The 24,202-nt window shown below is 62.1% G+C and carries 21 protein-coding genes; 19 read left to right on the top strand and 2 right to left on the bottom strand.

Going from position 1 to position 24,202, the window contains the following annotated elements; all coding sequences use genetic code 11:
• Positions 1 to 5: 5 nt before the first annotated feature.
• The 12 genes from KHO31_RS28915 (at position 6) to KHO31_RS28860 (ending at position 10,954) form a co-directional block, all read left to right on the top strand.
• The gene (locus KHO31_RS28915; RefSeq protein WP_201077590.1) at positions 6 to 320 is read left to right on the top strand and encodes a hypothetical protein; all 315 of its coding nucleotides are present in this window, start codon (positions 6 to 8) and stop codon (positions 318 to 320) included.
• A 101-nt stretch (positions 321 to 421) separates the two neighbouring features.
• Positions 422 to 1,630 (top strand): AAA family ATPase, encoded by a 1,209-nt coding sequence (locus KHO31_RS28910; RefSeq protein WP_201077592.1) that lies wholly within the window; start codon positions 422 to 424, stop codon positions 1,628 to 1,630.
• 17 nt (positions 1,631 to 1,647) lie between these two features.
• Positions 1,648 to 3,015 carry a CpaF family protein gene (locus KHO31_RS28905; protein WP_201077594.1) on the top strand — a complete coding sequence of 456 codons (1,368 nt, stop codon included), beginning with the start codon at positions 1,648 to 1,650 and terminating at the stop codon, positions 3,013 to 3,015.
• Positions 3,016 to 3,067: 52 nt separating this feature from the next.
• On the top strand, positions 3,068 to 4,045 hold the full coding sequence (locus KHO31_RS28900; protein ID WP_201077596.1) for a type II secretion system F family protein: 978 nt from the start codon (positions 3,068 to 3,070) through the stop codon (positions 4,043 to 4,045).
• A gap of 48 nt (positions 4,046 to 4,093) precedes the next feature.
• A complete protein-coding gene (locus KHO31_RS28895) occupies positions 4,094 to 5,056 on the top strand; it encodes a type II secretion system F family protein (protein ID WP_201077598.1) in 963 nt (320 codons plus the stop codon).
• 102 nt (positions 5,057 to 5,158) lie between these two features.
• Positions 5,159 to 5,611 (top strand): TadE/TadG family type IV pilus assembly protein, encoded by a 453-nt coding sequence (locus KHO31_RS28890; protein ID WP_201077600.1) that lies wholly within the window; start codon positions 5,159 to 5,161, stop codon positions 5,609 to 5,611.
• Positions 5,612 to 5,687: 76 nt separating this feature from the next.
• Positions 5,688 to 6,143, top strand: coding sequence for a TadE/TadG family type IV pilus assembly protein (locus KHO31_RS28885; RefSeq protein WP_211624672.1), 456 nt, complete (start codon positions 5,688 to 5,690; stop codon positions 6,141 to 6,143).
• Positions 6,144 to 6,179: 36 nt separating this feature from the next.
• Positions 6,180 to 7,496 (top strand): vWA domain-containing protein, encoded by a 1,317-nt coding sequence (locus tag KHO31_RS28880; RefSeq protein WP_211624670.1) that lies wholly within the window; start codon positions 6,180 to 6,182, stop codon positions 7,494 to 7,496.
• A gap of 122 nt (positions 7,497 to 7,618) precedes the next feature.
• Entirely contained in the window at positions 7,619 to 8,326 is a 708-nt protein-coding gene (locus KHO31_RS28875; RefSeq protein ID WP_211624668.1) for a hypothetical protein, read from the top strand.
• 181 nt (positions 8,327 to 8,507) lie between these two features.
• Positions 8,508 to 9,098, top strand: a complete 591-nt coding sequence (locus KHO31_RS28870) for a TetR/AcrR family transcriptional regulator (RefSeq protein WP_211624666.1) — start codon at positions 8,508 to 8,510, stop codon at positions 9,096 to 9,098.
• A gap of 104 nt (positions 9,099 to 9,202) precedes the next feature.
• Positions 9,203 to 10,180 carry a zinc-binding dehydrogenase gene (locus KHO31_RS28865; RefSeq protein WP_201108155.1) on the top strand — a complete coding sequence of 326 codons (978 nt, stop codon included), beginning with the start codon at positions 9,203 to 9,205 and terminating at the stop codon, positions 10,178 to 10,180.
• A gap of 162 nt (positions 10,181 to 10,342) precedes the next feature.
• A complete protein-coding gene (locus KHO31_RS28860; protein ID WP_201077613.1) occupies positions 10,343 to 10,954 on the top strand; it encodes a glutathione S-transferase family protein in 612 nt (203 codons plus the stop codon).
• A gap of 66 nt (positions 10,955 to 11,020) precedes the next feature.
• Here the strand turns inward: KHO31_RS28860 and KHO31_RS28855 are convergent, their stop codons facing one another.
• Positions 11,021 to 11,791: a DUF4410 domain-containing protein gene (locus KHO31_RS28855; RefSeq protein WP_201077615.1), complete on the bottom strand. Its 771-nt coding sequence runs from the start codon at positions 11,789 to 11,791 to the stop codon at positions 11,021 to 11,023.
• A 169-nt stretch (positions 11,792 to 11,960) separates the two neighbouring features.
• Here KHO31_RS28855 and KHO31_RS28850 point away from each other — a divergent pair, with 169 nt between their 5' ends.
• The 4 genes from KHO31_RS28850 (at position 11,961) to KHO31_RS28835 (ending at position 15,326) form a co-directional block, all read left to right on the top strand.
• Complete coding sequence (locus KHO31_RS28850; RefSeq protein WP_211624664.1) at positions 11,961 to 12,197, top strand: hypothetical protein; 237 nt, start codon at positions 11,961 to 11,963, stop codon at positions 12,195 to 12,197.
• Between the two features lie 361 nt (positions 12,198 to 12,558).
• A complete protein-coding gene (gene phaP, locus KHO31_RS28845) occupies positions 12,559 to 12,984 on the top strand; it encodes a phasin family protein (RefSeq protein ID WP_172169820.1) in 426 nt (141 codons plus the stop codon).
• 603 nt (positions 12,985 to 13,587) lie between these two features.
• Entirely contained in the window at positions 13,588 to 14,037 is a 450-nt protein-coding gene (locus tag KHO31_RS28840; RefSeq protein ID WP_201077749.1) for a DUF2844 domain-containing protein, read from the top strand.
• An 11-nt stretch (positions 14,038 to 14,048) separates the two neighbouring features.
• Positions 14,049 to 15,326, top strand: coding sequence for a DUF3443 domain-containing protein (locus KHO31_RS28835; protein ID WP_201121710.1), 1,278 nt, complete (start codon positions 14,049 to 14,051; stop codon positions 15,324 to 15,326).
• A gap of 106 nt (positions 15,327 to 15,432) precedes the next feature.
• On the opposite strand, the gene KHO31_RS28830 is transcribed toward KHO31_RS28835, so the two are convergent.
• On the bottom strand, positions 15,433 to 16,689 hold the full coding sequence (locus KHO31_RS28830) for a zinc-binding metallopeptidase family protein (RefSeq protein ID WP_211624662.1): 1,257 nt from the start codon (positions 16,687 to 16,689) through the stop codon (positions 15,433 to 15,435).
• A 389-nt stretch (positions 16,690 to 17,078) separates the two neighbouring features.
• Here KHO31_RS28830 and KHO31_RS28825 point away from each other — a divergent pair, with 389 nt between their 5' ends.
• Genes KHO31_RS28825 through KHO31_RS28815 form a run of 3 tightly spaced genes read left to right on the top strand, consistent with a single transcriptional unit; the run spans position 17,079 to position 24,186 of the window.
• Complete coding sequence (locus KHO31_RS28825; RefSeq protein ID WP_211624660.1) at positions 17,079 to 20,561, top strand: transglutaminase family protein; 3,483 nt, start codon at positions 17,079 to 17,081, stop codon at positions 20,559 to 20,561.
• Positions 20,562 to 20,608: 47 nt separating this feature from the next.
• A complete protein-coding gene (locus KHO31_RS28820) occupies positions 20,609 to 23,299 on the top strand; it encodes a circularly permuted type 2 ATP-grasp protein (RefSeq protein WP_211624658.1) in 2,691 nt (896 codons plus the stop codon).
• Positions 23,296 to 24,186, top strand: coding sequence for a transglutaminase family protein (locus tag KHO31_RS28815; protein ID WP_211624656.1), 891 nt, complete (start codon positions 23,296 to 23,298; stop codon positions 24,184 to 24,186). The genes KHO31_RS28820 and KHO31_RS28815 overlap by 4 nt, the downstream gene beginning before the upstream one ends.
• The last annotated feature ends 16 nt before the right edge of the window (positions 24,187 to 24,202 follow it).

Below are 24,202 nucleotides of genomic sequence, written 5' to 3'. Positions count from 1 at the left end.
ATCTCATGAAACTCGAACATCTTGTTTTGACGGGTCGGGCGGCACTCGTGCTGACCCTGGGCGCGGCGCTTGGCGGTTGCATGACGAGCACGCCCGTGTGGGACGCGCATTTCGGCGAAGCGGCGCACACGGCCGCCGCGATGCAGATCATCGATCCGCACGCGGCTGAGCATACGCCGTCGACTCTGGGCGTCGACGGCAAGGCGGCCGTCGCCGCACAGGACGCGTACGACAAATCGTTCCAGGCGCCTGTCACCACCTTGAATCCTTTTGTGATCGGCATTGGCAGTGGCAATGGCGGCGGGTCTGGTGGTCAGTGATGGCCCAATGTGCGGGAGACCATCATGCCTCGCGATGACCTTGCGCTCCCGGCTGACGGCAACGTCCTTCAGTCACCTTCGTTTGTCCAGTTGAGAACATCATGATCAATGTACTGGCTCTCTCTGAAGACGGCACGCGGCTCGCACAGATCGTGCGTCAAACCGGCGAATGCGGCGATTGCCGTACCACCCGCGCGAGCGGCAAGCCGTCGCTGCTCAGCGACCGGGGGGATAGTCTCGATGCGTTCGATGTCCTGATCGTCGACGCAGCGTCGCTCAATGACGCCGAGCTCTCCGCTTTCGAAAAGCTCCACCATGCACACCCGCGACTCACGTGCATACTCGTGATTCCCGACACGTCGTCGCAGACGTTGATTGCGGCGATGCGCGCGGGCTTTCGCGATGTGCTCGGCTGGCCCATCGATCAGCGAGCGCTAGGCGAAGCATTGCGGCGCGCCCAGGCCCAGTGCGTGCCGGGCAACGTGCGCGACACGCAGATCCTGTCCTTCATGTCGAGCAAGGGCGGGGCGGGAACCAGCTTTATCGCCTGCAACGTCGCGCACGCGATTGCCAGTCTCGCGCAAAAGCGGGTTTTGCTGATCGATCTGAACCAGCAGTTCGCCGATGCGGCCTTCCTCGTGTCCGACGAGACGCCGCCCTCGACGTTGCCGCAGATCTGTTCGCAGATCGAGCGCATGGATCTCGCGTTCTTCGATGCGAGCCTCGTGCACGTCAGCGACAACTTTGACATCCTGGCGGGCGCGGGCGATCCGATCAAGGCAGCAGAGCTCAAGGAAGACCGCCTCGAATGGATTCTGGGCGTTGCCGTGCCGCGTTACGACTTCGTGCTCTTCGATCTCGGACAGACCATCAATCAGCTGTCGATGCTGGCGCTCGACAGCAGCGACCAGATCCATATCGTGCTGCAAGCGAGCATGGCGCATGTGCGCGCCGGCCGCAGGCTTCAGGAAATTCTCGGCTCGCTCGGTTATGCGTCCGACCAGATGCGGCTGCTGCTGAACCGCTACACGCGCCACGCCGAACGCGCCCGGGCGGCGCTCGAGCAGGTGCTGGGCATGCAGGCCTGGCAGGTCATTCCGGAGGACCCGGTCGCCGTGTCCGATGCCATGAACCAGGGGCTGCCGATTTCGAAGACAGCACGCAACAGTGGTGTCTCACGTAGCCTGCAGACGCTTGCCGAGAACATCGTGAGCGGCGCATCGAAATCGGACCGGGGGCATGTCAGAAGCGCGTCCTTGTTCTCGCGGCTGCTCGGCCGTCAGGCGCAGCCGAAACTTGAAATGATGTAAGGCCAAAGGGGACCATCATGTCGCTTCGTGAGCAGATTTCCGCGCAACGCATCCAGCCTTTGGGCGAGTCTTCGGGTCAGTCGAATCCACAAGCCGGCATGATGCGTGCCGCGTACCAGAAACTGAAACGCGAGATTCATCAGGCCGTGCTCGACCGCGTCGAGCTGGAACGCCTTTCGCGGCTGCCTCCTGAGCAGGTTCGTCAGGAAATCTCCGCGTTGATTGGGCGCATCCTCGAGGATCAGAAAGCACCGGCGAACGATCTCGAACGCCGGCAGCTCGTCGTCGACGTGCATGACGAGATGTTCGGTTTCGGACCGCTGGAGGTGCTGTTGCGCGACCCTACCGTGTCCGACATTCTGGTGAATACATACAGCCATACGTACGTCGAGCGAAGAGGGCGCCTTGAAGCCACCGATGTGACGTTCTATGACGACGCGCATCTGATGAAGGTGATCGAGAAAATCGTCTCCGGCGTCGGACGGCATATCGACGAATCGAGCCCAATGGTCGATGCGCGTCTTCCAGACGGCTCGCGCGTCAACGCGATCATCCGGCCGTGCGCAGTCGACGGCCCGCTGCTGTCGATACGGCGTTTCGCGGCCAACCCATTGCAGGTGTCCGACCTCGTCGAACTGCAAAGCCTGACGCCGCCGATGGCGGAAGTGCTCGACGCGTTGGCGCGTGCCAAGGTGAACATTCTTGTGTCGGGCGGCACGGGCAGCGGCAAGACCACGCTGCTGAACGTCCTGTCGGGCTTCATTCCCGGCGACGAACGCATTGTCACGATCGAAGATGCTGCCGAACTGCAACTGCGCCAGGAGCATGTGCTGCGGCTGGAGACGCGTTCGCCGAACATCGAAGGGCGTGGCGAGATCACCCAGCGCACGCTGGTGCGCAATGCGCTGCGGATGCGTCCCGATCGCATCATTCTCGGCGAAGTGCGCGGGGCCGAGGCACTCGACATGCTCAACGCGATGAACACCGGGCACGAGGGCTCGCTCTCGACGATCCACGCCAACACCCCGCGAGACGCGCTGACGCGCCTTGAAAACATGATCAGCATGGGGGGGCTTTCGTTGCCGACCAAAACCATGCGTCAGCAGATCGCCTCGGCGATCTCGGTGGTCGTGCAGGCCACGAGACTGACCGACGGCCGGCGCAAGATCGTCAGCATTTCGGAATTGACCGGTATGGAAGGCGACATGATCAACATGCAGGAGATCTTCGTCTTCAAGCGCTCCGGTGTCGATTCGAAGGGAATCGTTCGCGGGCATTTCTGTGCGACTGGCGTACGGCCGAAATTTGCCGAGCGCTTGCAGGCTTTCGGTGTCGCACCGCCTGACCAGGTCTACGACCCGGCGCGGCACTTCGAAACGACATGATGCGCACGGCATTGGAGCGTAATCCGATTGCCTGCTGTTTCAGGAGACTCGCATGACACCGATTTTCTATGCGTCGATCATTCTGCTGTTCGTGGCGGTGGCGCTGGCGCTGGAAGGCGCCTACGAATACTGGAACAGCCGGCACGGACCGGTCGCGCGCCGGGTCGATTCGCGGATTCGCGCCGTGTCCGCAGGTGGACACGTCAGCAAGGAGCAGCTCTCGATTCTCAAGTCGCGCATGCTGGCCGGCTCGTCGGGGCTGGCGAGGTTCCTGCAGAGTGTGCCGCGCGTGCATACGATCGATCTGTTTCTGCAGCAGTCGGGCCTGAAATGGACTGTCGCGCGACTCATTGGAACCTGCCTCGTCTTGCCGCCGATCGTATTGCTCGTGGGCGCATTGTTCAGGGTGCCGCTCGTTCTCACGGCAACTGGCGGCGCGTTTTGCGCCATGTTGCCGGTCCTGTATGTGCAGCACCGGCGCAACAAGCGCATCCGCTCGCTCGAACGGCAACTGCCGGACGTCTGCGACATGCTGGCCCGCGCGTTGCGCTCGGGGCACGCCTTTACCGGCGCAATCGACATGGTGAGCACCGAGTTCGCGGAGCCGATGAGCGGCGAGTTTCGCATCACGTTCGATGAGATCAACTACGGCGTCTCGATCAGCGAAGCCTTGGCGAACCTCGCCACGCGCGTGCCGATCCGCGATCTGCGCTATTTCGTGATTGCCGTGGTGATCCAGCGCGAGACGGGCGGTAACCTTTCGGAGGTACTGGAAGGCATCGCCTTACTGATTCGCGAGCGATTCAAGCTGTTCGACAAGGTTCGCGTCCTCTCTGCTGAAGGCAAGATGTCCGCCTGGGTGCTTGGATTACTGCCGTTCGGCACGGGGGCGCTGATGATGCTGGGCAATCCTGGCTTCCTGGATGTGCTGTGGCAAGACCCTGCGGGGATCAAGATGGTCGAAGTGATGCTCGTGTCCATGGTGTTCGGGATGTTCTGGATGCGGCATATCGCCAGAATCCGGGTCTAGTTGCGCCTGTTGACCGTAGAGCGCACCACACAATATCGAGGAGGGGTCATGCAGACGCTAAACACCACGCAGATTCTGTTGCTGGTCGGCGTGTTCGCCGTTGTGTTCGCCGTCGCGCTCGGTGCGATGCATGTTTTCGCGCCACGCGACTTGCGGCGCCGGATCGAGCAGGCCGGCGGCACCAATATCGCGTTCGGGGCGGACAAGAGCCCGGAATTGCCGGAGATCGCCTGGTTCGAAAAACTCGCGGAGATTTCCCAGCCCTTTTCGAAGTTGTCTCTTCCAAAGGAAGGCTGGGAGAAATCCACCCTGCGCCTGCATCTGATGAATGCCGGCTGGCGTTCGCCGAGCGCCGCGCCGATCTATTTCGCTGCCAAGACTGCCATGGCGATCGCGTTACCGCTGCTGGCGATGCTCTGGCTTGTCGGTTCGTCCGTGGCAGCGACGACCCATGAGCGCTTGATGTTCCTCACCGCGCTCGGCGCAATAGGTTACTACTTGCCGAATCTCGTGCTGACAAAACGCATTACCTGGCGCAAGCGCGTACTGGTGGAAGACTTTCCCGACGCGCTCGACCTGATGACCGTCTGCGTCGAGGCGGGGTTGGGTCTGGACGCGTCGCTCATGAAGGTGGGCGACGAAATCAGGATGCGCAGCCCGGTGGTCGCGAGCGAGCTTGAACTGATGTTGCTTGAAATGCGATCCGGTTTTTCCAAAGAAACGGCGCTGCGCAATTTTTCGCTTCGCACGGGCGTCGAGGACATCGATTCGTTCAGCTCCATGCTGATTCAGGCGGAACGCTTTGGTACGGGCATCGGTGCTTCGCTGAGGGTGCTTTCCGACACGCTGCGCACACGGCGGCGGATGCGCGCCGAGGAAAAGGCCGCCAAGATCGCACTGAAAATGCTGTTTCCGCTCATCTTTTGTATTTTTCCTGCGCTCCTCGTGGTGTTGATGGGGCCGGCCTTGATCCATGTCTACAGGGTCCTGTTACCCAGCATGACTGGCTAGGGCGGATGACGGCGGCGCGATGGCGCCAAAGGTTCGGGTCGTTAAAGAAAGCAGTTCGCATTCCTGATGTGTTAAGCGTACATGTGCGATAAGGGAGGGCATATGAAACGGAAAAATCAGCGTGGGGCGACAGCCGTGGAGTTCGCCCTTGTGCTCCCGATATTGCTCGCGTTGCTGTTCGGCACGGTGCAGTTCGGCTGGTTGATGAACAACTACCTGGCCCTGACGAATGCGGCCTCGCTGGGCGCTCACCTGCTCGCATCGGAGCGAGGCTACGCCACGCCCTATTCCGATACACAGCGGGCCATATTGGCGTCGACGCCGGCGTTGACTAGCGCGCTGACCATCAGCATGAGCGTCGGCGGCACATCGTGTACCAGCGATAGCACGTGCGCAAGCGCGCTGGGAACCTCCACCCAGGCACCGGCAGCCGGAACGGTGGCGAGCGTGTCGCTCGGTTACACGTTTTTGCCGCTCTTCACCGGTGCTTTATACAGTCTCAAGTCCATCATGCCGTCGAGTTTGACTGCGACGATGTCTGAGCTAGTGCAATGAACCGCGGCCAACATTATCTCGGGCAACGCGCCGGTCTGGTCGGCAACCGTCGCGATCTTTTGAGTGGGGGGCGACCATGTCGCTAAAAAGGCAGAAAGGGGTAGCGGCGGTCGAGTTTGCCGTCGTCGTGCCGGTGCTGCTCTTGATCGCGGTAGGCCTCGCGCAGTTCGGCTGGCTGCTCAGCAATTACGTGATGGTCGCCAACGCCGCATCGGCGGGCGCACGCTATTTTGCATCGCAGCGCGGCACGGCGACACCCTATAGCGGTACGCAAACTCAGGTGCAAACGTCGGCTGCGGTGCTGAACACCGGCAACCTGTCGATCACGGTTTCGGTAAACGGTGGCAACTGCACGAGCGATACCGCTTGCGCAGCGGATCTGACCAGTGCCGCAAGCGGTGCGGCGGTAGCAACCGCGGCTGTGACCGTTACCTACAGCAATTTTTCGCCCCTGTTCACGGGGTCTTTGTTCGGTCTCTTTACGATGATGCCATCCGCGCTCAATGCCACAGCAGCGGAGCGAGTGCAATAGGGCGACCGGGTCAATAGTTTGGGAGGGCGTGAGATCATGAGAAAAAACCTTAAGCTTCGCGGCGCGCCGGCAAACCAGCGCGGCGCCGTCTCCATTGTGGTGGCGCTTTCTCTGGTCGTCCTATTGGGGTTCGCGGCGCTTGCCGTCGACTACGGCTATCTGGCTTACAGCCAAAGGCGCTTGCAGAGCGCCGCCGATGCCGCGGCACTCGCCGGCGCGGTGGATCTCTGGACCAAACCATGGGCTACCGCCGCCAGCGACGCACAGGCGTTCACGGCAGGGCAAGGTAACACGATGCCAGGCGGCGTGACACCGGCGACCGCGACGGTAACGGGCTTGACCTTGTCCAGCGTCACGTTGCCGTACAAACAGGCGGTGTCCGGATACAACGGCATCAAGGTGACGCAACAGGCGACTGTGCCGCTTTTTTTCGCCAACGTCTTCGGCATGAAGTCGCAGACGATCAGTGCGACCGCGGAGGCAGGTGCCGGGGGCGGGGCTGAGCCCGCGCTCTACAACGTGATGATCATCCTCGACACCACGAAATCGATGAGTACCACCACCGACAGTAACTGCCTGAATTCAAAAGGCGTGGCGCAGACCCGATTGCAGTGTGCCCAGGCTGGCGCATTGAAGTTGCTGACCGGCTTGACCAATGCCGGCGACAAGGTCGGCTTGATGGCATTTCCGCCGCAAACATCGTCAACTTACAATTTCACGTGCTCAGGGAAGTCGCCGACCATTGCCAGCAGTTATTCGGCATCGGGTGCCAGCTATCAGGTCGCTTCGCCGAGTTCGGGCTATCTTGGCAGTAACCAGCAGGCGAATACCAGTTCCGGTATCGTGCAGGCGCTCGGTGGCGGCAGTTGCGGCGGTCTCCCGGCGCCGGGCGGGTTGGGCACGTTCTACGCGCAGGCGCTCACGGCGGCGCAAACTTCTCTGGCTGCCACGGCCGCAACCGAGACTCCGCCCGGACAGAACGTGATCATCCTGCTGAGCGACGGTATCGCGACGTCTTCGACGAGCCAACTGGGCAGCACCTATAGCAGTACATATGGAGGCGAGTGCCAGGCAGCCATTAACGCGGCGGCTACCATCAAGAGCAGCACCGGCACCTTGATCTACACCGTTGCTTATCTAGGTGGCGAGGCCGCGTCGGCGCCGAGTTGTGGTGACGGCAATGACAAGCTCACTGCCTGCAATACGATGGCATCGATAGCGACGAACTCGTCGTATTTCTACTCCGATACCTGTGCGAATGCCGCCGGTGGGACCAACAGCCTGAATACGCTGTTCGGGCAAATCGCCTACAGCCTGACAAAGCCGCGGCTGATTCCGCTGAGTGCGTCGTAAGGTGGTGCGGCAAAGGCAGGCGGCCGGCCGCCTGCGGCAACCTTGTCAATTACATCGTCCGATGGCTTCGACACAAATAAACGATATATACTGTTTATACGGTTATAAATTCGGAGGTAAATATGTCGGCACCTGTCACTAAAGAGCACACCAAGAAAGCATTCCATTTCCCGAAGAGCGCGACCAAGCGCGCGGCAGATGGCGCGGAGCCGGCAGTCGCGGCGGAGCAACTGGCGGAAGCGGCGCCCCTAGTCGGGAAGGCTGCCAAGTCGAAGCGCTCGGCAGCGGCGGAAGCAAAGGCCGTTGTCAAGAAGGCAGCCAAAGCAAAGCGCTCGGCAACCGCCGAAGCAGCACCTGCCGCCAAGAAGGCGGATAAAGCGAAGCGTTCGGCAACTGCGGAAGCAGCACCTGCCGCCAAGAAGACTGTCAAAACGAAGCGTTCAGCGACCGTGGAAGCGGCCCCTGTTGCCAAGAAGGCCGCCAAGCCGAAGCGTGCGGTAGCCTCGGAAACAGCGCCTGTCGTCAAGAAAGCGACCAAGCCCAAGCGCGCGGCAACTGCGGAAGCCGCACCTGCCGACGCTCCTGAAGCAAAGAAAGCCAAGCCGCCGAAGAAAGAGAAAGTCGTGCGCGACAGCTTCACCATGCCGAAATCGGACTACGACAAGATCGCGTCTCTCAAGCAGACATGCCTCGACGCCGGCGTGTCGGTCAAGAAGAGCGAGCTGTTGCGAGCAGGCTTGATGATGCTGGTGGCGGCAGCGCCGCAGCGCCTGGTTGCCGCGGTGTCGTCGCTCGAGACGGTGAAGACGGGGCGTCCCGCAAAGGGCTAAACCCGGTATCACGGCCCGACGCAAGCTTGGGCTGAAGTCGTGCCCGCCAGGCGGGCTTCGCGTCTTGCGCGAGGCCGCCGGTGGCCTCGCTCGGGCGCAATCGTGGCAAGTAGCAGGCCAATCTCTCCCGCTTATCGACTCTCTAGACGACTGGTCTAATTGAGTCCATAATCCGACACCTATGAGAGCTAGCCATCCCCACATCCGCAAGCACATCCTCGACGCCGGGCGAGCCCTGATTGCGCGCAAAGGCTTTGTCGCGGTCGGGCTGAACGAGATTCTGACGACTGCCGAAATCCCGAAGGGGTCGTTCTACCACTACTTCGGCTCGAAGGAGTCGTTCGGTAGCGAGTTGCTGCAGCAGTACGTCGCCGACTACGCGGTGCGCCTTGACGAACTGTTCGGTCAGCCCGGTGTCAACGGCCGTGACAAGCTGCTGAGCTATTGGGCCGCGTGGCAGCAGGAACAACTCGATCAGGACGGCGACGAAAAGTGTCTGGTGGTGAAGCTGAGCGCGGAAGTCGGCGACCTGTCAGATGAGATGCGCGTGGTGCTGCGCGACGGCGTCGACCGCTTGATGGCGCGTCTGGCGTCCGTGATCGAAGAGGGCAAAGCAGACAGCTCGCTTTCGCCGGAGATCAGGGCCAAGGAAGCTGCCGAACTTCTCTATCACATGTGGCTCGGCGCGGCGCTCGTCACCAAGCTGCGCCAAGATGGAAGCGCGATGGCGCAAGCCATGGCGATCACGCAGAACGTCCTGCGCGCGGCATAGCATTGCTGCGGCCAGGGCCGTGGCGCGATTGATACCTCTCGAAAAGAACCACTGGCGCCGCACGTAGCGGAGTCCTCATCGTTGCACCTTCCAGGAGATCGATTGTGCGTAGCGTTATCCATTCCTCTTTCGGCAATCCCGCCGAAGTACTGCAGGTCGCGGAACGTCCCACGCCGATTCCCGGTGCGGGGCAGGTGCGGATCAAATCGACCTTGTCGCCGATCCACAATCACGACCTGTGGACGATTCGCGGTCAATACGGCTACAAGCCGCAACTGCCGGCCATAGGCGGCTCTGAAGTTGCCGGTGTGATCGACGCGATCGGCGAGGGTGTCGAACGCGTGAAGCCCGGTCAGCGCGTGGTGGTGGCCGGCATTCACGAAGCCTGGGCCGATTACGTTCTGGCGCCAGCGGCAGCAGTCATCCCGCTGCCGGACGCGATCAGCGACGAAACAGGCTGTCAGTTGATCGCCATGCCGTTGAGCGCGGTGATGTTGCTGGAATATCTGCATCTGGAGCCCGGTCAGTGGTTCATCCAGAACACGGCGAACGGTGCGGTCGGTAAGACGCTGGCGATGCTGGCCAACGCACGCGGCATCAATGTGGTCAATCTGGTCCGGCGCGAAGCGGGCATTGCGGAGTTGATCGAGCTGGGCATCGGCAATGCAGTGTCGACGGACAGCGAGGGCTGGAAGGAACGGGTTCGTGGCATCGTCGGCGATGCGCCGCTCGCGGCGGGTGTCGATTCGGTCGGCGGCGATGCTAGCGGCGATATCTTCGGTCTGCTTGGCGAAAACGGCACCCTGGTTTCGTTCGGCGCCATGTCCGGCCAGCCGATGCGCCTCAACTCCGGTGATGCAATTTTCAAGCAGGCGACCGTCAAGGGTTTTTGGGCGAGCAAGATTTCCGAGGTGACGTCGGGTGCGGATAAAGCGCGAATGATCGGCGAACTGCTCACGCTCGCCGTATCGGGCGAGTTGAAGCTGCCGGTCGAAGCCGTCTTCGATATCGGGAACGTGGCGCAAGCGGCAGCGGCGAGCGAGAAGAGCGCGCGCAAGGGCAAGGTGTTGCTGCGTTTCTAACGAGCAGAGGCGCTTCGCTGTATCGCTGCACAACGTTGTGCCGTGCAGTGCCATGCCGATGCAGGTTCGCCAAATCTTTCCAATGTCTGCCCACGCAAATCGTCGAGCGGTTCGGGGTAGACGTTGGCCACATCTTCTCTCACCGACTCAAAAGCCCAATCCATGATCGAAGTCCATCACCTCAACGAATCCCGTTCACGCCGCATTACCTGGCTGCTTGAAGAACTCGGCCTCGACTACAAGCTCGTTCAGTACCAGCGGAATCCGGCTACCCGTCTCGCGCCACCGGAACTGATGGCGATCCATCCACTGGGTAAGGCCCCTGTGATTCGTGACGGTGAGAAGGTGGTTTTCGAGTCGGGCGCGATCGTGGATTATCTGATTCGCCGCCACGGCAACGGCCGCCTCGCGCCGGCATACGGAACCGACGAATACGATCGTTACGCGCAGTTTCTGCACTATGCGGAAGGCTCTGCCATGCTGCCGCTGATGTTGAAGGTGTACACGGCACGTCTTGGCGACGGTGCTGCTCCGTTGCAACCGAGAATCGAAAGTGAAATGCAGAATCACCTCGGTTTTCTGAATGAGGAATTGGCCGGCCGCGACTACTTCATGGGCGATGAATTGACGGGCGTCGATATCCAACTCTCGTTCGTGGCTCAGACGTGCCTGAAGTTTTGCGGCCGCGATGCATTCCCGAATATCACGGCGTTTGTCGATCGCATCGAGGCGCGCCCCGCGTACCAACGCGCGATGGAAAAGGGCGGCGCGTAAGCGGCTCAACGGTGCGTTACATCGGGGCACCGCCTGCGCCGCGGTTTGGCATCTGCTGCGGGTCACTTAACCTTTGACGTGCGCCGTCGAGAGCCAGCCTCCGCTTACGCCGATCTGCGCCACCTGTTTCGCTACTGCGTCGGCGAGGCGCTTTGCGTCCGCTGAAACACCAGCCTTCTTCGTTTCGGATACGGCGTGCAAGCCGCCGCCCACTGCTGCAGAGGTCGCGATGCTCCCGGCTGCGGCGCCCACGCCGGCTGTTTCTACCATGCCGGGTGCTTTGCCGCTGTCGCCGGTGGCATTGAAACTTTGCACCAGCCGCGCTGTGCCGCCCGCCGGTTTGTACAGAATCTGCACGGAGCTGCTCACCTCGCTTTTACCAGCGCCGAGGCCGATCAGCACGCGGCGGCGGCGATTACCCGCGTCGATCTTGTCGAAGCTGCCCTGCACGAGCAGGACGTTCTGGTCGGCGGGGGCGGGGATGTCCGAACGAATCGCACGCAGACCCATCGATTGCAATTGATGCACGATTTCGTTGGCAACCTGCTCACGCACGGCGATCGCATCGGCTGATTGCTTTTCCGCGGCGGACGAGCCGTCGAGTTGCGACTTCAATTTCTTCAGCATGCCGCCGTTGTCCAGTTTCACCTGGTCCGGATCGCTGTCGAAGGTGTAGACATAAATGTTGTCCGGGCGCACTTGCGGTTGTGCGCTGGTCTGGGTCGCGTTGTTGATGCTGCCGCCGGCGCAGCCGGTCAGGAGCGCACTGCCGCAGACCATTGCGACACACGCAAAACGAGCGGCATTCTTTTTGAGGAAACTCACTGAAGTCAACATGTTCATCCTGTCGTCGGCACGCGGTGCCGTTATGTTCGAACGCATCTTCCGATGATCGGGCAACCGTGGGATCGTTAATCATCGGGATCGAATTCGCACGCGCGTTTTCACGCTTAGCACCCTTGATCTCATGCGTCCTTTTTCGTACGCACCGGCAGCGAAACGAAGTATGGGCGAGTCACTTCCCGAACTCCATTCAACAATTATTTCGCGCTATGTCATCGCGAAACATGCAACTGCGGAGCGGGTTTGGCATGGGGTGAAAGCGACGGGGCAGGGGGCATCAATTCAAGGCGAGCCTGATGACGCAGAAGAGAATGCAGGCGAGAAGGGCGGCGGCGACGGCCATATTCAGCGGATAGCGCATGGTTCACTCGGCACGAGCGTTGCGGTGCTCTTATCCTAATCACCTGAGGGAAGATGAAAAGTGGGCAGCGAGGCGGCTATGTGCGAAAGCCAACGCAGCGCGTCGAACGGCTGCGCTGCTTTTTGGGCGGGAGCGCTTCCAGCTGATCTTGCATCAGGACGCGTTGCCGTTTCCCTCTCTATTGGGTGGAATTAAGGGCGCCCGAAGTGAACGATCAGGGTGTGCCCGCTGGCGCAATGTGGCCGGGAGGCGCATGATTGAAGCGATGTGCCGTCCGACCCCAGAAGCAGCAAGCCCTGCGGGAGATGCGGCGCACGCGACGCCACTGGTGCATATGCCGGAAAAGCACATCGCGGCCATGCACCGCGGGCGACTATTCAACCGTTAAGGAGGATTTCGCATGGACCGACCTGACGCCACCAATCCGTTTGGCGATTTCACCAAAATGCTGGAGCAGTTCAAGCTCCCCGGCTTCGACGTACCTGCCATCATGGAAGCGCGACGCAAGGACATGGAAGCACTGGTTCAGGCGAATCAGACTGCTTTCCAGGGCATGCAGTCGCTCGCACAGAAGCAGACCGAGATGCTGCGTACTACGCTGGGCGAATTGCAGTCGCTCACGGGGCAGTTGTCGGCAGGCGGTGCCGCGCCTCCGGCCAAAGCTGCCGAACTGATCCAGCAAAGTCTGCACAAGTCGCTCGCGGATATGCAGCAGTTGGCGCAAGCCGCGTATCAAACGCAGGCTGAGTCGTATGCGGTGATCGCAAAACGCGTGGAAGAAAATGTGCAGGAGCTCAAATCGCTCTTGCAGCAGCAGAAAAAGTAGCAGACGCGGCCGCGTCGAATCGCTCGATCCGGATTCGGCGCGGCTCGCGGAAGTAGCAACGGAGTATCAGGTGCCGTGGATGACGATCAAGTTGTCCGCGGCATTTTTTTCGCCTCGAATCACGCCCGTCGCGCGATTTTCTCTTCACACAAAAGCAGTCTGCACGTGCCGCAATGATCTGACGAAACAGGCCGGTAGACGTGAATTATTAAACGTGCGCTTACATTGCTCGACGCATGCTGCACGCATCAATATTTTTCTGCTGTGGCCCCGTTACTTTATGAGGGTGTTCGCTTTAAACAAGTCGAATCGAAAAAATATGCGCCGAAGCGCCGCCCCTTGGTGATCCGGTCCTCAAATATCAAACGGCCTCAAACGGCGCCGCGCCAGCCGAAGGTTTAAATCGTCCCGCAAACGATTGCCATGCCGCTTCGCGATGGCTAAAGTTTCGCGCCGCCACTCCGTAGACGCATTCACGCAACCCAATCGGTGTGAATGCAGTACCGGCACCACCGGTCAGGAGTGCGCCCCTGGATTCTCGTTCGTGATCGGCTCACCCGCCGGCCACGAGCGTTTCACCTCGAAGGAAATCTCTTGAAACCGATGCTCTCTACAAGCATTGCTCGCGCAATGCTCGGGGCAAGCTGCGCGCTGTCGTTTGCTGCGCACGCCACGCTCGGCCAGAACGTCAGCACTGTCGACAGCGATCAGACGCGCCTGCACGCAGTTGCTCATACGGCCACTACGCAAAGCGCGTATTCGGTACACCTGATTACGATGCCGTCCGGCACGCTGGTGCGTGAGTACGTTGCGCCCAACGGCATCGTGTTCGGTGTCGCGTGGCAAGGCCCGACGCTGCCGGATCTGAAATCCATGCTGGGCACCTCGTTCGACCAGTACGTCGCCGCTACCGCAACGCGGCGTGGCACGCCGCTGGCGGTGTCCAACAGCGATCTGGTCGTGTACTCCGGCGGGCATCTGCGCGCGTTTGCCGGCTACGCCTATCTGCCGCAAGCGGTGCCCGCGGGCGTCGATGTCGGCGTCATTCAATAACGGAGCGGATCATGCGACAACCCTCTTCGTTCGTTACCTTGTTGTGCGCGGCGCTGCTCGCGTTGCTCGTCAGTGCTTGCGGCGGTGGGGGCGGCGGTTCCAGCGGTTCCGGCTCCGCGGCGAATTCAAGCGGCACGACGAGCCTTTCCGCCGGTCCCACCGTTACGAATACCTCGCCGTCGCCGCAAGTGGTGGCTGCCAATGCAGTGCGCGTGACGGTCGATTCCGGCGTGAGCAACGTGCCGAACATGCCGTTTGTCAGCGTCACGATTTGCGTGCCCGGCACCACCCAGTGCCAAACCATCGATCACATGCTGGTGGATACCGGTTCATGGGGCGTGCGCGTGTTCGCCTCGCAATTGCCTGCTTCGATGACGCTGCCGCAGCAGAAGGACGGTTCGGGCAATCTGGTCGCCGAATGCATGCAGTTCTTCGACGGCTACACGTGGGGTTCGGTGAAGCTCGCCGACCTCCAGATCGCCGGTGAAAAAGCGGCCTCGCTGCCGATCCAGGTAATCGATCCGAACTACGCGTCGCTGCCGTCCGATTGCGCGAATTACGGTGCGTCGCGCAACACGCCGGGCACGTTGCAGGCCAATGGCATTCTGGGCATCGGCGTGTTCAAGCACGACTGTGGCGCGAATTGTGTGCAGCAGGCAGTGGCCGGTACGTATTACGGTTGCAACGGCACCGCTTGCACGTCGATTCCACTCGCTGAAGCGCTGCAGGTCGCCAATCCGATTCCTTACTTCGCGACCGACAACAACGGTTCGATGCTGAGTTTGCCGACGGTGTCGGGCGGCGCACAGTCGGTTAGCGGACAACTGGTATTCGGCATCGGAACGCAGAGCAACAATTCGCTAGGCAGCGCGCAGGTGATCGGTGTGAGCCCGTCGAACGGCACCTTTACTACCGTGCAGAACGGTACAACGTATTCGAACAGTATTCTGGACAGTGGCTCGACCGGCCTGTTCTTCCAGACCAACGCGTTGCCGGCATGCGCGAGCCCCAATAGCGCGTACTACTGCCCGGTGTCGACTCAGTCGTTGAGTGCGATGATCCAGGGGGTAAACGGCACGACGAGCGCGGTGAACTTCAGCGTTGGCAATGCCACGGCGATTTCGCAAACGTACAGCGGCGATTCAGCGTTGCCACTGCTGGCGGGACCGGCCTTCGTGACGTCGTCGATATTCGACTGGGGTTTGCCGTTCTTCTACGGGCGTAACGTGTATGCCGCTGTCGAGCAGCAGGCGACACCTGGCGGCACTGGACCTTACGTCGCGTATTGAGCGATAGCCAGGCTTGCCTGTTGAGAAAAAACCCGCCGCCGATGGATTCGGCAGCGGTTTTTTTGCGAGTGCGTGAAGTGTTCAACGTGCGGGTACTGCGGCTGGACTAGCGCCGGCGCGCGGTCCGCTTCACGGGCGCCGCTTTGGTGGCGGCGGCCGCGGACTGCGACGGCGGCGCTGACGGCGCGGCTGTCTCCATGACGGGAGCCTGTGCGGGTTCTTGCGATACCGCAGCTTGCAACGCGCCAGCCGGCACCGCCCCGGCATCACGCGCCGGTGCCGCCACTTCCCTCGGTTGTGTTTTGTCGCCCCCAGCCGCAATCACCCGATGCACGAAGCGCAATTTATCCACCACCGGCGAGGCCAGCGTGAACGGATAACCGTCGGGCATGCCGAGACTGCGGTTCAGGCTGTTCAACGCATACGTGAGCGGAAACCAGCGCTTCATCAGATTCTCGAAGCTCGCGTCTTCCACGGGCGTGCGGTCGGTCAGCGTTGGCCCGTTCGGATCGTCGGGCAACAAGGCGAGACCGTACGAGGTCGAGGTATCCAGCACGTCGACGATCAGCATGTAGTGCGCCCACGTCTCGGCCCAATCTTCCCAGGGATGCATCGTCGCATAGGTGCTGATATACGAAGCCTGCCACTCTGCGGGTGCGCCGTCACGGTAGTAGGCCGTCAGCGCCTCGCCGTAGTCGGCGCGCTCGTCGCCGAACAGCTTGCGGAAGGGCTCGAGCCAGCGCGGATTGTTTTCGATCAACTGGCTGAAGTAGTAGTGGCCCGTCTCATGGCGGAAGTGGCCGAGCAGCGTGCGGTAGGGTTCGCCCATCGCGCTGCGCACCTTTTCGCGGTAGGCGTCGTCGGCTTCGGCGATGTTCAGCGTGATGAGACCGTTGTCGTGGCCGGTCATGACTCGCTCACCATCGTCGCCGTCCTCGAGGAATTCGAAGGCCAAGCCATGCTCCGGATCAGCCTGGCGCGAGGGGACGTCAAGACCAAGCCCGGCCAGCGTGTATAGCAGACGCCTTTTCGCCATCTCCAGCCGGTACCAGTAGAGCCGGTTATCCGGCGCGCCCAGATTTGGAATCGTGCGCGTGAGCTGGCAGGCCCGGCACAGCGAGTCGGGCGAGTCGGCGGGGATCATCCAGTTGCAGACGTTTTCGACCGCGTAGTTGTGGCACTGCCGGAACAGCGCGCCCTCGGCACGCGGATGCAGGCTCCGCCAGCGTTCTTCACCGGCGTCTTCGAAGGCGCTGATTTCGGCCAGTTCGGGTACATATCCGAGCAATGACTCGCACCGTTCACAACGAACGTTTTCATAGAACACAAGGTGCGAGCAGCGATTGCAGTGGAAGGTTTTCATCGATCGAGCCCTGGTGGTGGGTGGCCGTCAAGGAGCAGCAGGCGGGGCGCTTCGTCAGCTGGCAGACCGCCGGCCGCCGGGCATCCTGCGCATCTTTGACCGCCTGCAAGAGCGAAGCCGATCCGCAATCTTCATGCCGCATTTGCCAGACGTCACTGGTTTAACGCACATTACGTACATGATCGTGCATCGGCGCTGCGCCGCTTTGGTGCGCGGGTTCCGAAAAGGTAATGGAAAGGCGCGCTGATCGATCGGCCGGACGGTCGGCCGGCGCGGCAAACTTCGCAGCAGGCACTATTCCGGCAGTACAGGCAGTTCACGCGGTTTTTCGATTAACGGCATGAAGCTTGCTTTTTGGCGGGCTGCCATCCTTTGTCCAGGAGTCCGGTGTGTCCATACGCGTCGCGTTGAATCATGTCACACATTACCGTTACGACAGGCTGGTCGCGCTGTCGCCCCAGGTCGTGCGTCTCAGGCCTGCGCCGCACTGCCGGACCCCGATTCTGTCTTATTCGATGCGGGTCGAACCGGCCGAACACTTCATCAACTGGCAGCAGGACGCGTTTGCCAACTATCAGGCGCGCCTCGTATTCCCCGAAAAGACGCGCGAATTCAAGGTGACCGTGGATCTGGTCGCCGAAATGGCCGTCTATAACCCGTTCGACTTCTTTCTCGAACCGTCGGCGGAAAAGTTTCCGTTCGAGTATGCGCCGGGCCTTGCGCTGGAACTCGCCCCGTATCGCATCAAGCGACCGATGACGCCGCGCTTCGCCGAGTTTGTCGCGAGCATCGACCGCACGCCGATGGTCACCGCCGACTTCCTCGTCGGACTGAATCAGCGGCTGCAACGCGAGATCCGCTACCTGATCCGCATGGAGCCCGGCGTGCAGACGCCCGAGGAAACCCTGGTGAGTGCCGCGGGCTCATGCCGCGATTCAGGTTGGCTGCTGGTCGAGACACTCCGGCAACTGGGGCTGGCGGCGCGCTTCGTCTCCGGCTACCTGCTGCAACTCGCGCCCGACGTCAAATCCATCGACGGCCCGAGCGGCACCGAAGTCGACTTCACCGACCTGCACGCATGGTGCGAGGTGTACCTGCCGGGCGCGGGCTGGATCGGCCTCGATCCGACCTCCGGCTTGCTCGCCGGGGAGGGGCATATCCCCGTCGCCTGCACGCCCGAACCCGGCAGCGCGGCGCCGATCTCAGGCGCCGTCGACGAATCCGAAGTCGAGTTCGAGCACACCATGTCGATTGAACGGGTACTGGAGACGCCGCGCGTCACCAAGCCGTTCAGCGAAGCGGTGTGGAACGACGTGCTGAAAATGGGCGAGCAGGTCGACCAGCGCCTCACCGAGATGGACGTGCGCCTGACGATGGGCGGCGAGCCGACCTTTGTGTCAGTGCGCGATCGCGACGCCGCCGAATGGAACACCGACGCGCTCGGCCCCACCAAACGCGGCTACGCGGTCGCGCTGATGGACAAACTGCGCTCGCGCTACGGCGCGAACGGTTTTCTGCATATCGGCCAGGGCAAGTGGTATCCGGGCGAGCAGTTGCCGCGCTGGGCGATGTCGCTTTACTGGCGCGCCGACGGCGAGCCGTGCTGGCAAGACCCCGAGCTCTTTGCCGACGAACGCGAGCCGGGCACCTACACGGCCGGCGACGCCCAACGTTTCCTCTCTCATCTGGCGACCAAACTGGCGCTCGACACGGACTGCATCCAGCCCGGTTACGAAGACGTCTGGTACTACCTGTGGCGCGAGCGCCGTCTGCCGGTCAACGTCGACCCGCTCGACGCGCGTCTGGACGACGAACTGGAGCGCGTGCGTCTGCGGCGCGTGTTCGATGCGGGCCTGGGTGGCGCGACGGGTTTTGTCCTGCCGCTCGCGCGCGAACGCGACGTGCCGAACGAGGCGCCGAAGTGGGTCAGCGGCCGGTGGTTCTTCCGCGACGATCGCATGTTCCTGATTCCCGGCGATTCGCCGATGGGTTATCGCTTGCCGCTCGATGCGCTGCCGTGGGTGTCGAAGACCGACTATCCGTATCAGCACGCGCATGACCCGTTTGCGCCGCCCGTGCCGTTGCGCCCGGCCGCGCAGTTACGCCTGCAATACGACGGCGATGGTGAGTCCCGCCGCACCCTGAACGAGGCCGATGCGCGGCGCGCGGCGGCGTTGTCGTCGTCAGCCGCGGATTTGCTGAGCGGCATGCCGGGCAGCGGCGTGCTGGCTTTTGCACCTCAACCGGGCGATCAACAGCCACCGGCGCGCGGGCAGTCGTCGAAAGAAACGCTGCGCACGGCGATCTGCGTCGAAGCGCGTGATCCTAAACGTGCCGCCGGTCCAAAGGCTGAAACCGAAGCGTTCGGCAGCGGCCGCTCGCTGCTGCATGTGTTCATGCCGCCGCTCACCGAACTCGACGACTATCTCGACCTGCTCGCCGCGGTCGAAGCGACGGCGGCCGAATTGCGGATGAAGGTGGTGCTCGAAGGCTATCCGCCGCCGCGCGACGCACGCCTGAAAATCCTTCAGGTGACGCCGGACCCGGGTGTGATCGAGGTGAACATTCATCCGGCTTCGAGCTGGGAGCAACTGGTCGACAACACCGAGTACCTGTATCAATCCGCGGCCGAGAGCTATCTCAGCAGCGAGAAGTTCATGACCGACGGCCGGCATACGGGGACCGGCGGTGGCAATCACTTCGTGCTCGGCGGCGCGACGCCTGCTGATAGTCCTTTCCTGCGCCGCCCCGATCTGCTCGCGAGTCTGATCGCGTACTGGCACAACCATCCGTCGCTGTCGTACCTGTTCTCCGGGCTCTTTATCGGCCCCACGAGCCAGGCGCCGCGCGTCGATGAGGCGCGCAACGATCAGGTGTATGAACTCGAAGTGGCGTTCCGCGAGTTGCAGCGGCAGATCGATCTGCTCGGCGGCCGCGACAGCGCGAATCTGCCGGCGTGGATGATCGACCGCTCGTTGCGCAACATCCTGATCGATGTGACGGGCAACACGCACCGCGCCGAGTTCTGCATCGACAAACTCTATTCTCCCGATGGTCCGACCGGCCGCCTCGGCCTGCTCGAATTGCGCGGTTTCGAAATGCCGCCGCATGCGCGCATGAGTCTCGTGCAGCAGTTGCTGCTGCGCGCGCTGGTGGCGCGTTTCTGGCACACGCCGTACACGCAGCGGCTCACGCGCTGGGGCACGGAACTGCATGACCGCTTCCTGCTCGGCACCTTCGCGAAGATGGATTTCGAGGACGTGCTCGGCGAACTCAACCAGGCGGGCTTTGCCTTCGAGAGCAGCTGGTTCGCGCCGCACTTCGAATTCCGCTTCCCGCTGGTCGGCGCGACCACAGTGAACGGCGTTTCGCTGACCATTCGCCACGCGCTCGAACCTTGGCACGTGATGGGGGAGGAGGGCTCGCCTGGTGGTACGGTGCGTTACGTGGATTCGTCGGTGGAAAGGCTCGAAGTGCGCGCGCTCGGTTTGAACGACAACCGTCATGTGCTGACCGTGAACGGTGTGCCCGTGCCGTTGCAGCCGACCGGCCGCGTCAGCGAATATGTGGCCGGTGTGCGCTTTCGCGCGTGGTCGCAGCCGTCGGCGCTGCATCCGACCATCGGCGTGGATGCGCCGCTCACGTTCGACCTCGTCGATACGTGGACCGGCCGCTCGGTGGGTGGATGCCAGTATCATGTCGCTCATCCGGGCGGGCGCAGCTATGAGACCTTCCCGGTCAACGCCTATGAAGCGGAAAGCCGGCGGCGCGCGCGTTTCTTTGCGTCGGGTCACACGCCGGGGCCGCTCACGGTCGACATGCCGCAGCGCAGCCTCGAGTTTCCGTTCACGCTGGACCTGCGGTACTGGTAACCTGGTAGACTGAAGAGCGGCAGCACAACTTTAAGAACGACACGACCTTGGCCTTTCAATCGACTTTTCCCTTCGAAACGTCCGCCGCCCGCGCGGACGCTTCGTCCTTATTGCGGCTGTTGCCGGGCTACGAAGGACATTGGGACGAGTTACGCGACCCCTCAGGCGCGTTGCGCGAGCCGTGGCGGCAGTTCTTCGAGCGGCTCGGCGAAGACGGCATCGCACGATTGGAAGATCACTACGCGTCCATCGCGCAGCAGATCCGCGACAACGACATCAGCTACAACGTCTACGCGGATAACGGCGAGCCGCGGCCGTGGGCGCTCGACCTGCTGCCGTTCCTGATCAGCGAGGCCGAGTGGGCGCATATCGAGCGCGGCGTGACGCAGCGGGCGCATCTGCTCAATGCGATCGTCGCCGATATTTATGGGCCGCAGACCTTGCTGGAGCGTGGGCAGTTGCCGCCTGCGCTGGTGTTCGGGCATCCCGGCTATCTGCGCTCGGTGAAGGGCTTTACGCCGCCTGGCGGGCAATATCTGCAGGTGGTCGCCGTCGATCTGGCGCGTACGCCCGGCGGCAACTGGACCGTCATGGCGCATCGCACCGAGGCGCCATCCGGGCTGGGTTATGCGTTGGAAAACCGGCTGATCGTGGCGACGCTGTTCGCCGATCCGTTCCGCGCGTTGCGCGTAAGCCGTCTCGCGCCGACCTATTCACAACTGATTGCTACGCTCGCACAGGCCGCGCAGGCCACCATGCAGCCCGACAGTTCCGGGGCCGATGCTTCGCCGCATATCGCCTTACTCACGCCCGGACCGTTTAGCGAGACCTACTTCGAGCATGTGTTTCTCGCGCGCTATCTCGGCGTCACGCTGGTCGAAGGCAAGGACCTGACGGTGCGTGACGACATGCTGTATCTGAAGACGCTAGCCGGTCTCGAACGTGTGCATGTCGTGCTGCGCCGTCTCGACGATGCTTTCTGCGATCCGGTCGAATTGCGCGCGGATTCGAGTATCGGCGTGCCGGGCCTGTTGCAGGTGATGCGCGCGGGCAATGTGATCGTGTCGAACGTGCCGGGTTCGGGCTTTGTCGAATCGCCGGCCTTGCATGGCTTTTTGCCGGGCATCGCCGAAGTGTTGCTCGATGAAGACCTCGTGTTGCCGAGCGTGGCGACCTGGTGGTGCGGCGAGAAGGCCGCGCGCGAGCACGCGTTCACACGCCTGGACGAAGCGTTCATCGTGCCGACGTGGCCGGTCGCGCCGCGCGATGCGCCGCCCGGGATCGAGCAGGGCAGGCAGCGGCTGTCGACATGGCGCGAACGTATCGAAGCGATGCCCGACACCTATACGATCCAGCAGTCGCAGCGCTTTTCCTGCACGCCGCGTTACGAGGACGGCACCATCGGCCGCCGTCCGTCGGTGCTGCGCGTCTATGCGATTGCCGACTTCAACGGTGGCTGGCATGTGATGCCTGGTGGCTTCACGCGTATGGCCGCCGAGCGCCAGGCGACGGTGTCGATGCAATACGGCGGCAGCAGCGTCGATACGTGGGTCCTGTCGAGTCAGCCGACGTCGACTTTCACACTGCTGCCTTCGCCGATGCAACCCGCCGACCTCGCGCGCAAGCATCGCACTGTGTCGAGCCGCGCCGCGGAAAATCTGTTCTGGGCCGGACGTTATGGCGAACGCGCCGAAAATAATGTGCGGCTGTTGCGCCTGATTCTGGGCTCGCTGGAAGGCAACGATGCCGACGCGATGTTCCCGACGCTGGTCGAGCTCGCCATGCATTGCGGCCTCGTACAGTCCGGCGACATGTCCTCGCCGTATTCGCCGCAAGCATTCGAGCGTGCGCTGGTCGCGAATCTGAGCGAGAGCACGGGCGCTGCGAGCATCGGCCAGAACCTCAACTACCAGGCGCGCGCGAACGGCGAAGTGCGCGGGCGTCTGTCGAACGATCATTGGCGCACGATTCTCGCGGCGCGCAACGACTTCCGCGATGCATTGCAGACCTTGATGCCCGCTGCGGGTTTCAACGGCAATGGCAACAGCAATGGTAATGGCAGTGGAAGTGGAAGTAGCTCATCGCAGGTGCAGAGCGGCGCGAATGGCAACGGCCGCGCTGAGCGCGCCGAACGCTACGATCGTTACGACCGCGTGACGCTGATGAACGCGCTCGAACGCTTGTCGGTGCAGTTGTCGGCGATCAGCGGCGCGCAAGGCGACCGCATGACACGCGACGAAGCGTGGCGTCTGCTATTCGTCGGGCGGCATATCGAACGGGTATCGGCAATGGCGTCGATCTTGCGCGTGGTCGCCGATAAAGGCCAACTCGCGACACCAGCCGGATTCGATCTGCTATTGCAATTGTTCGACAGCACGCTGACGTATCGCGCGCTCTATCCGGGCCGTTTCGAGGTGCCGGCCTTGCTCGACTTGCTGGTGATCGAGCCGACCAATCCGCGTGGCATCTACGGTGTCTATGAGCGCCTGCGCAAAAAACTCGACGAGATCTCCGTGGCCGCGGGCAGCATGCGGCATCGTCCGTTTGCGGAATTGATGCCGCCAACCGCTTCGTTGCCGACGCTCGAATCGCTGTGCGTAATCGACGAAGACGATTCATATGCCGACCTGATTGCGGTGTGCGATCAGATTGGCGGCTACGTCGGCGCGGCGGCGCATGAAATCAGCGCGCGCTATTTCAGTCACGCCAGTACGGTCGCGTCGCGAGTGTGGTCATGAAGCACGCACCGACTGTGTTGTCCGTCTCGCATCGCACGACTTACCACTACTCCACGTATGTCGAGACCGCACAGCATCTCGCGACGATCAGACCGATCGCCTGTGCGTGGCAGCGTGTGGTCTCACACAGCGAAAAGATCGAACCGGAGCCGTCGTATCAGACTAGCCGTATCGATGCATTCGGCAACGACGTCCTGTACTTCGCGCTCGATGCCCCGCATGAGCGCTTGCAACTCGTTAGCGAAACCACGGTGGCGCTCATGCCGCGCTGGACCGACCTCGACCCCGATGAAACGCCGGAATGGGAAGACGTGGCGGACGCGTTGCGTTTTTGGGTCGGTGGCGAGTTCCGGCCCGAGGTGGAGTTCTGCTTTGCGTCGCCGAACATCGTGCCGCGGCCCTCGTTGCGCGCTTATGCGTTGCCGAGCTTTCCTCCCGGCATGCCGATCGTGGCGGGTGCGATCGATCTGATGCACCGGATTCACGAAGACTTCTCGTACAAACCGTCGGCGACGATGTTCGACACACCCGCCGAGCGCGCTTTCGAATTGAAGAGCGGGGTATGCCAGGACTTCGCGCAGGTGATGATCGGTTGTTTGCGTTCGTTGGGATTGCCGGCGCGCTACGTGAGCGGCTATCTGCGTAACGATCCGCCGCCTGGGCAGCCGCGCTTGATCGGTGCGGATGCCTCGCATGCGTGGGTGTCCGTGTATTGCCCGGAGAGTGGCTGGATCGATCTCGACCCGACCAATGACGTGCTTGCCGATATGGACCATGTGACGCTCGCGATCGGCCGTGATTACAGCGATGTTTCTTTGCTGCGCGGGATGATCCTGGGGGGCGGGGCGCATCGGGTGGAGGTGGGTGTGACGGTGTTGGCGCTTTGAGGTGGACGCGCGGTTT

The organism is Paraburkholderia domus (assembly GCF_905220705.1).
GTDB lineage: Bacteria > Pseudomonadota > Gammaproteobacteria > Burkholderiales > Burkholderiaceae > Paraburkholderia > Paraburkholderia domus.
This window is presented reverse-complemented; position numbering and strand designations above follow the sequence as displayed.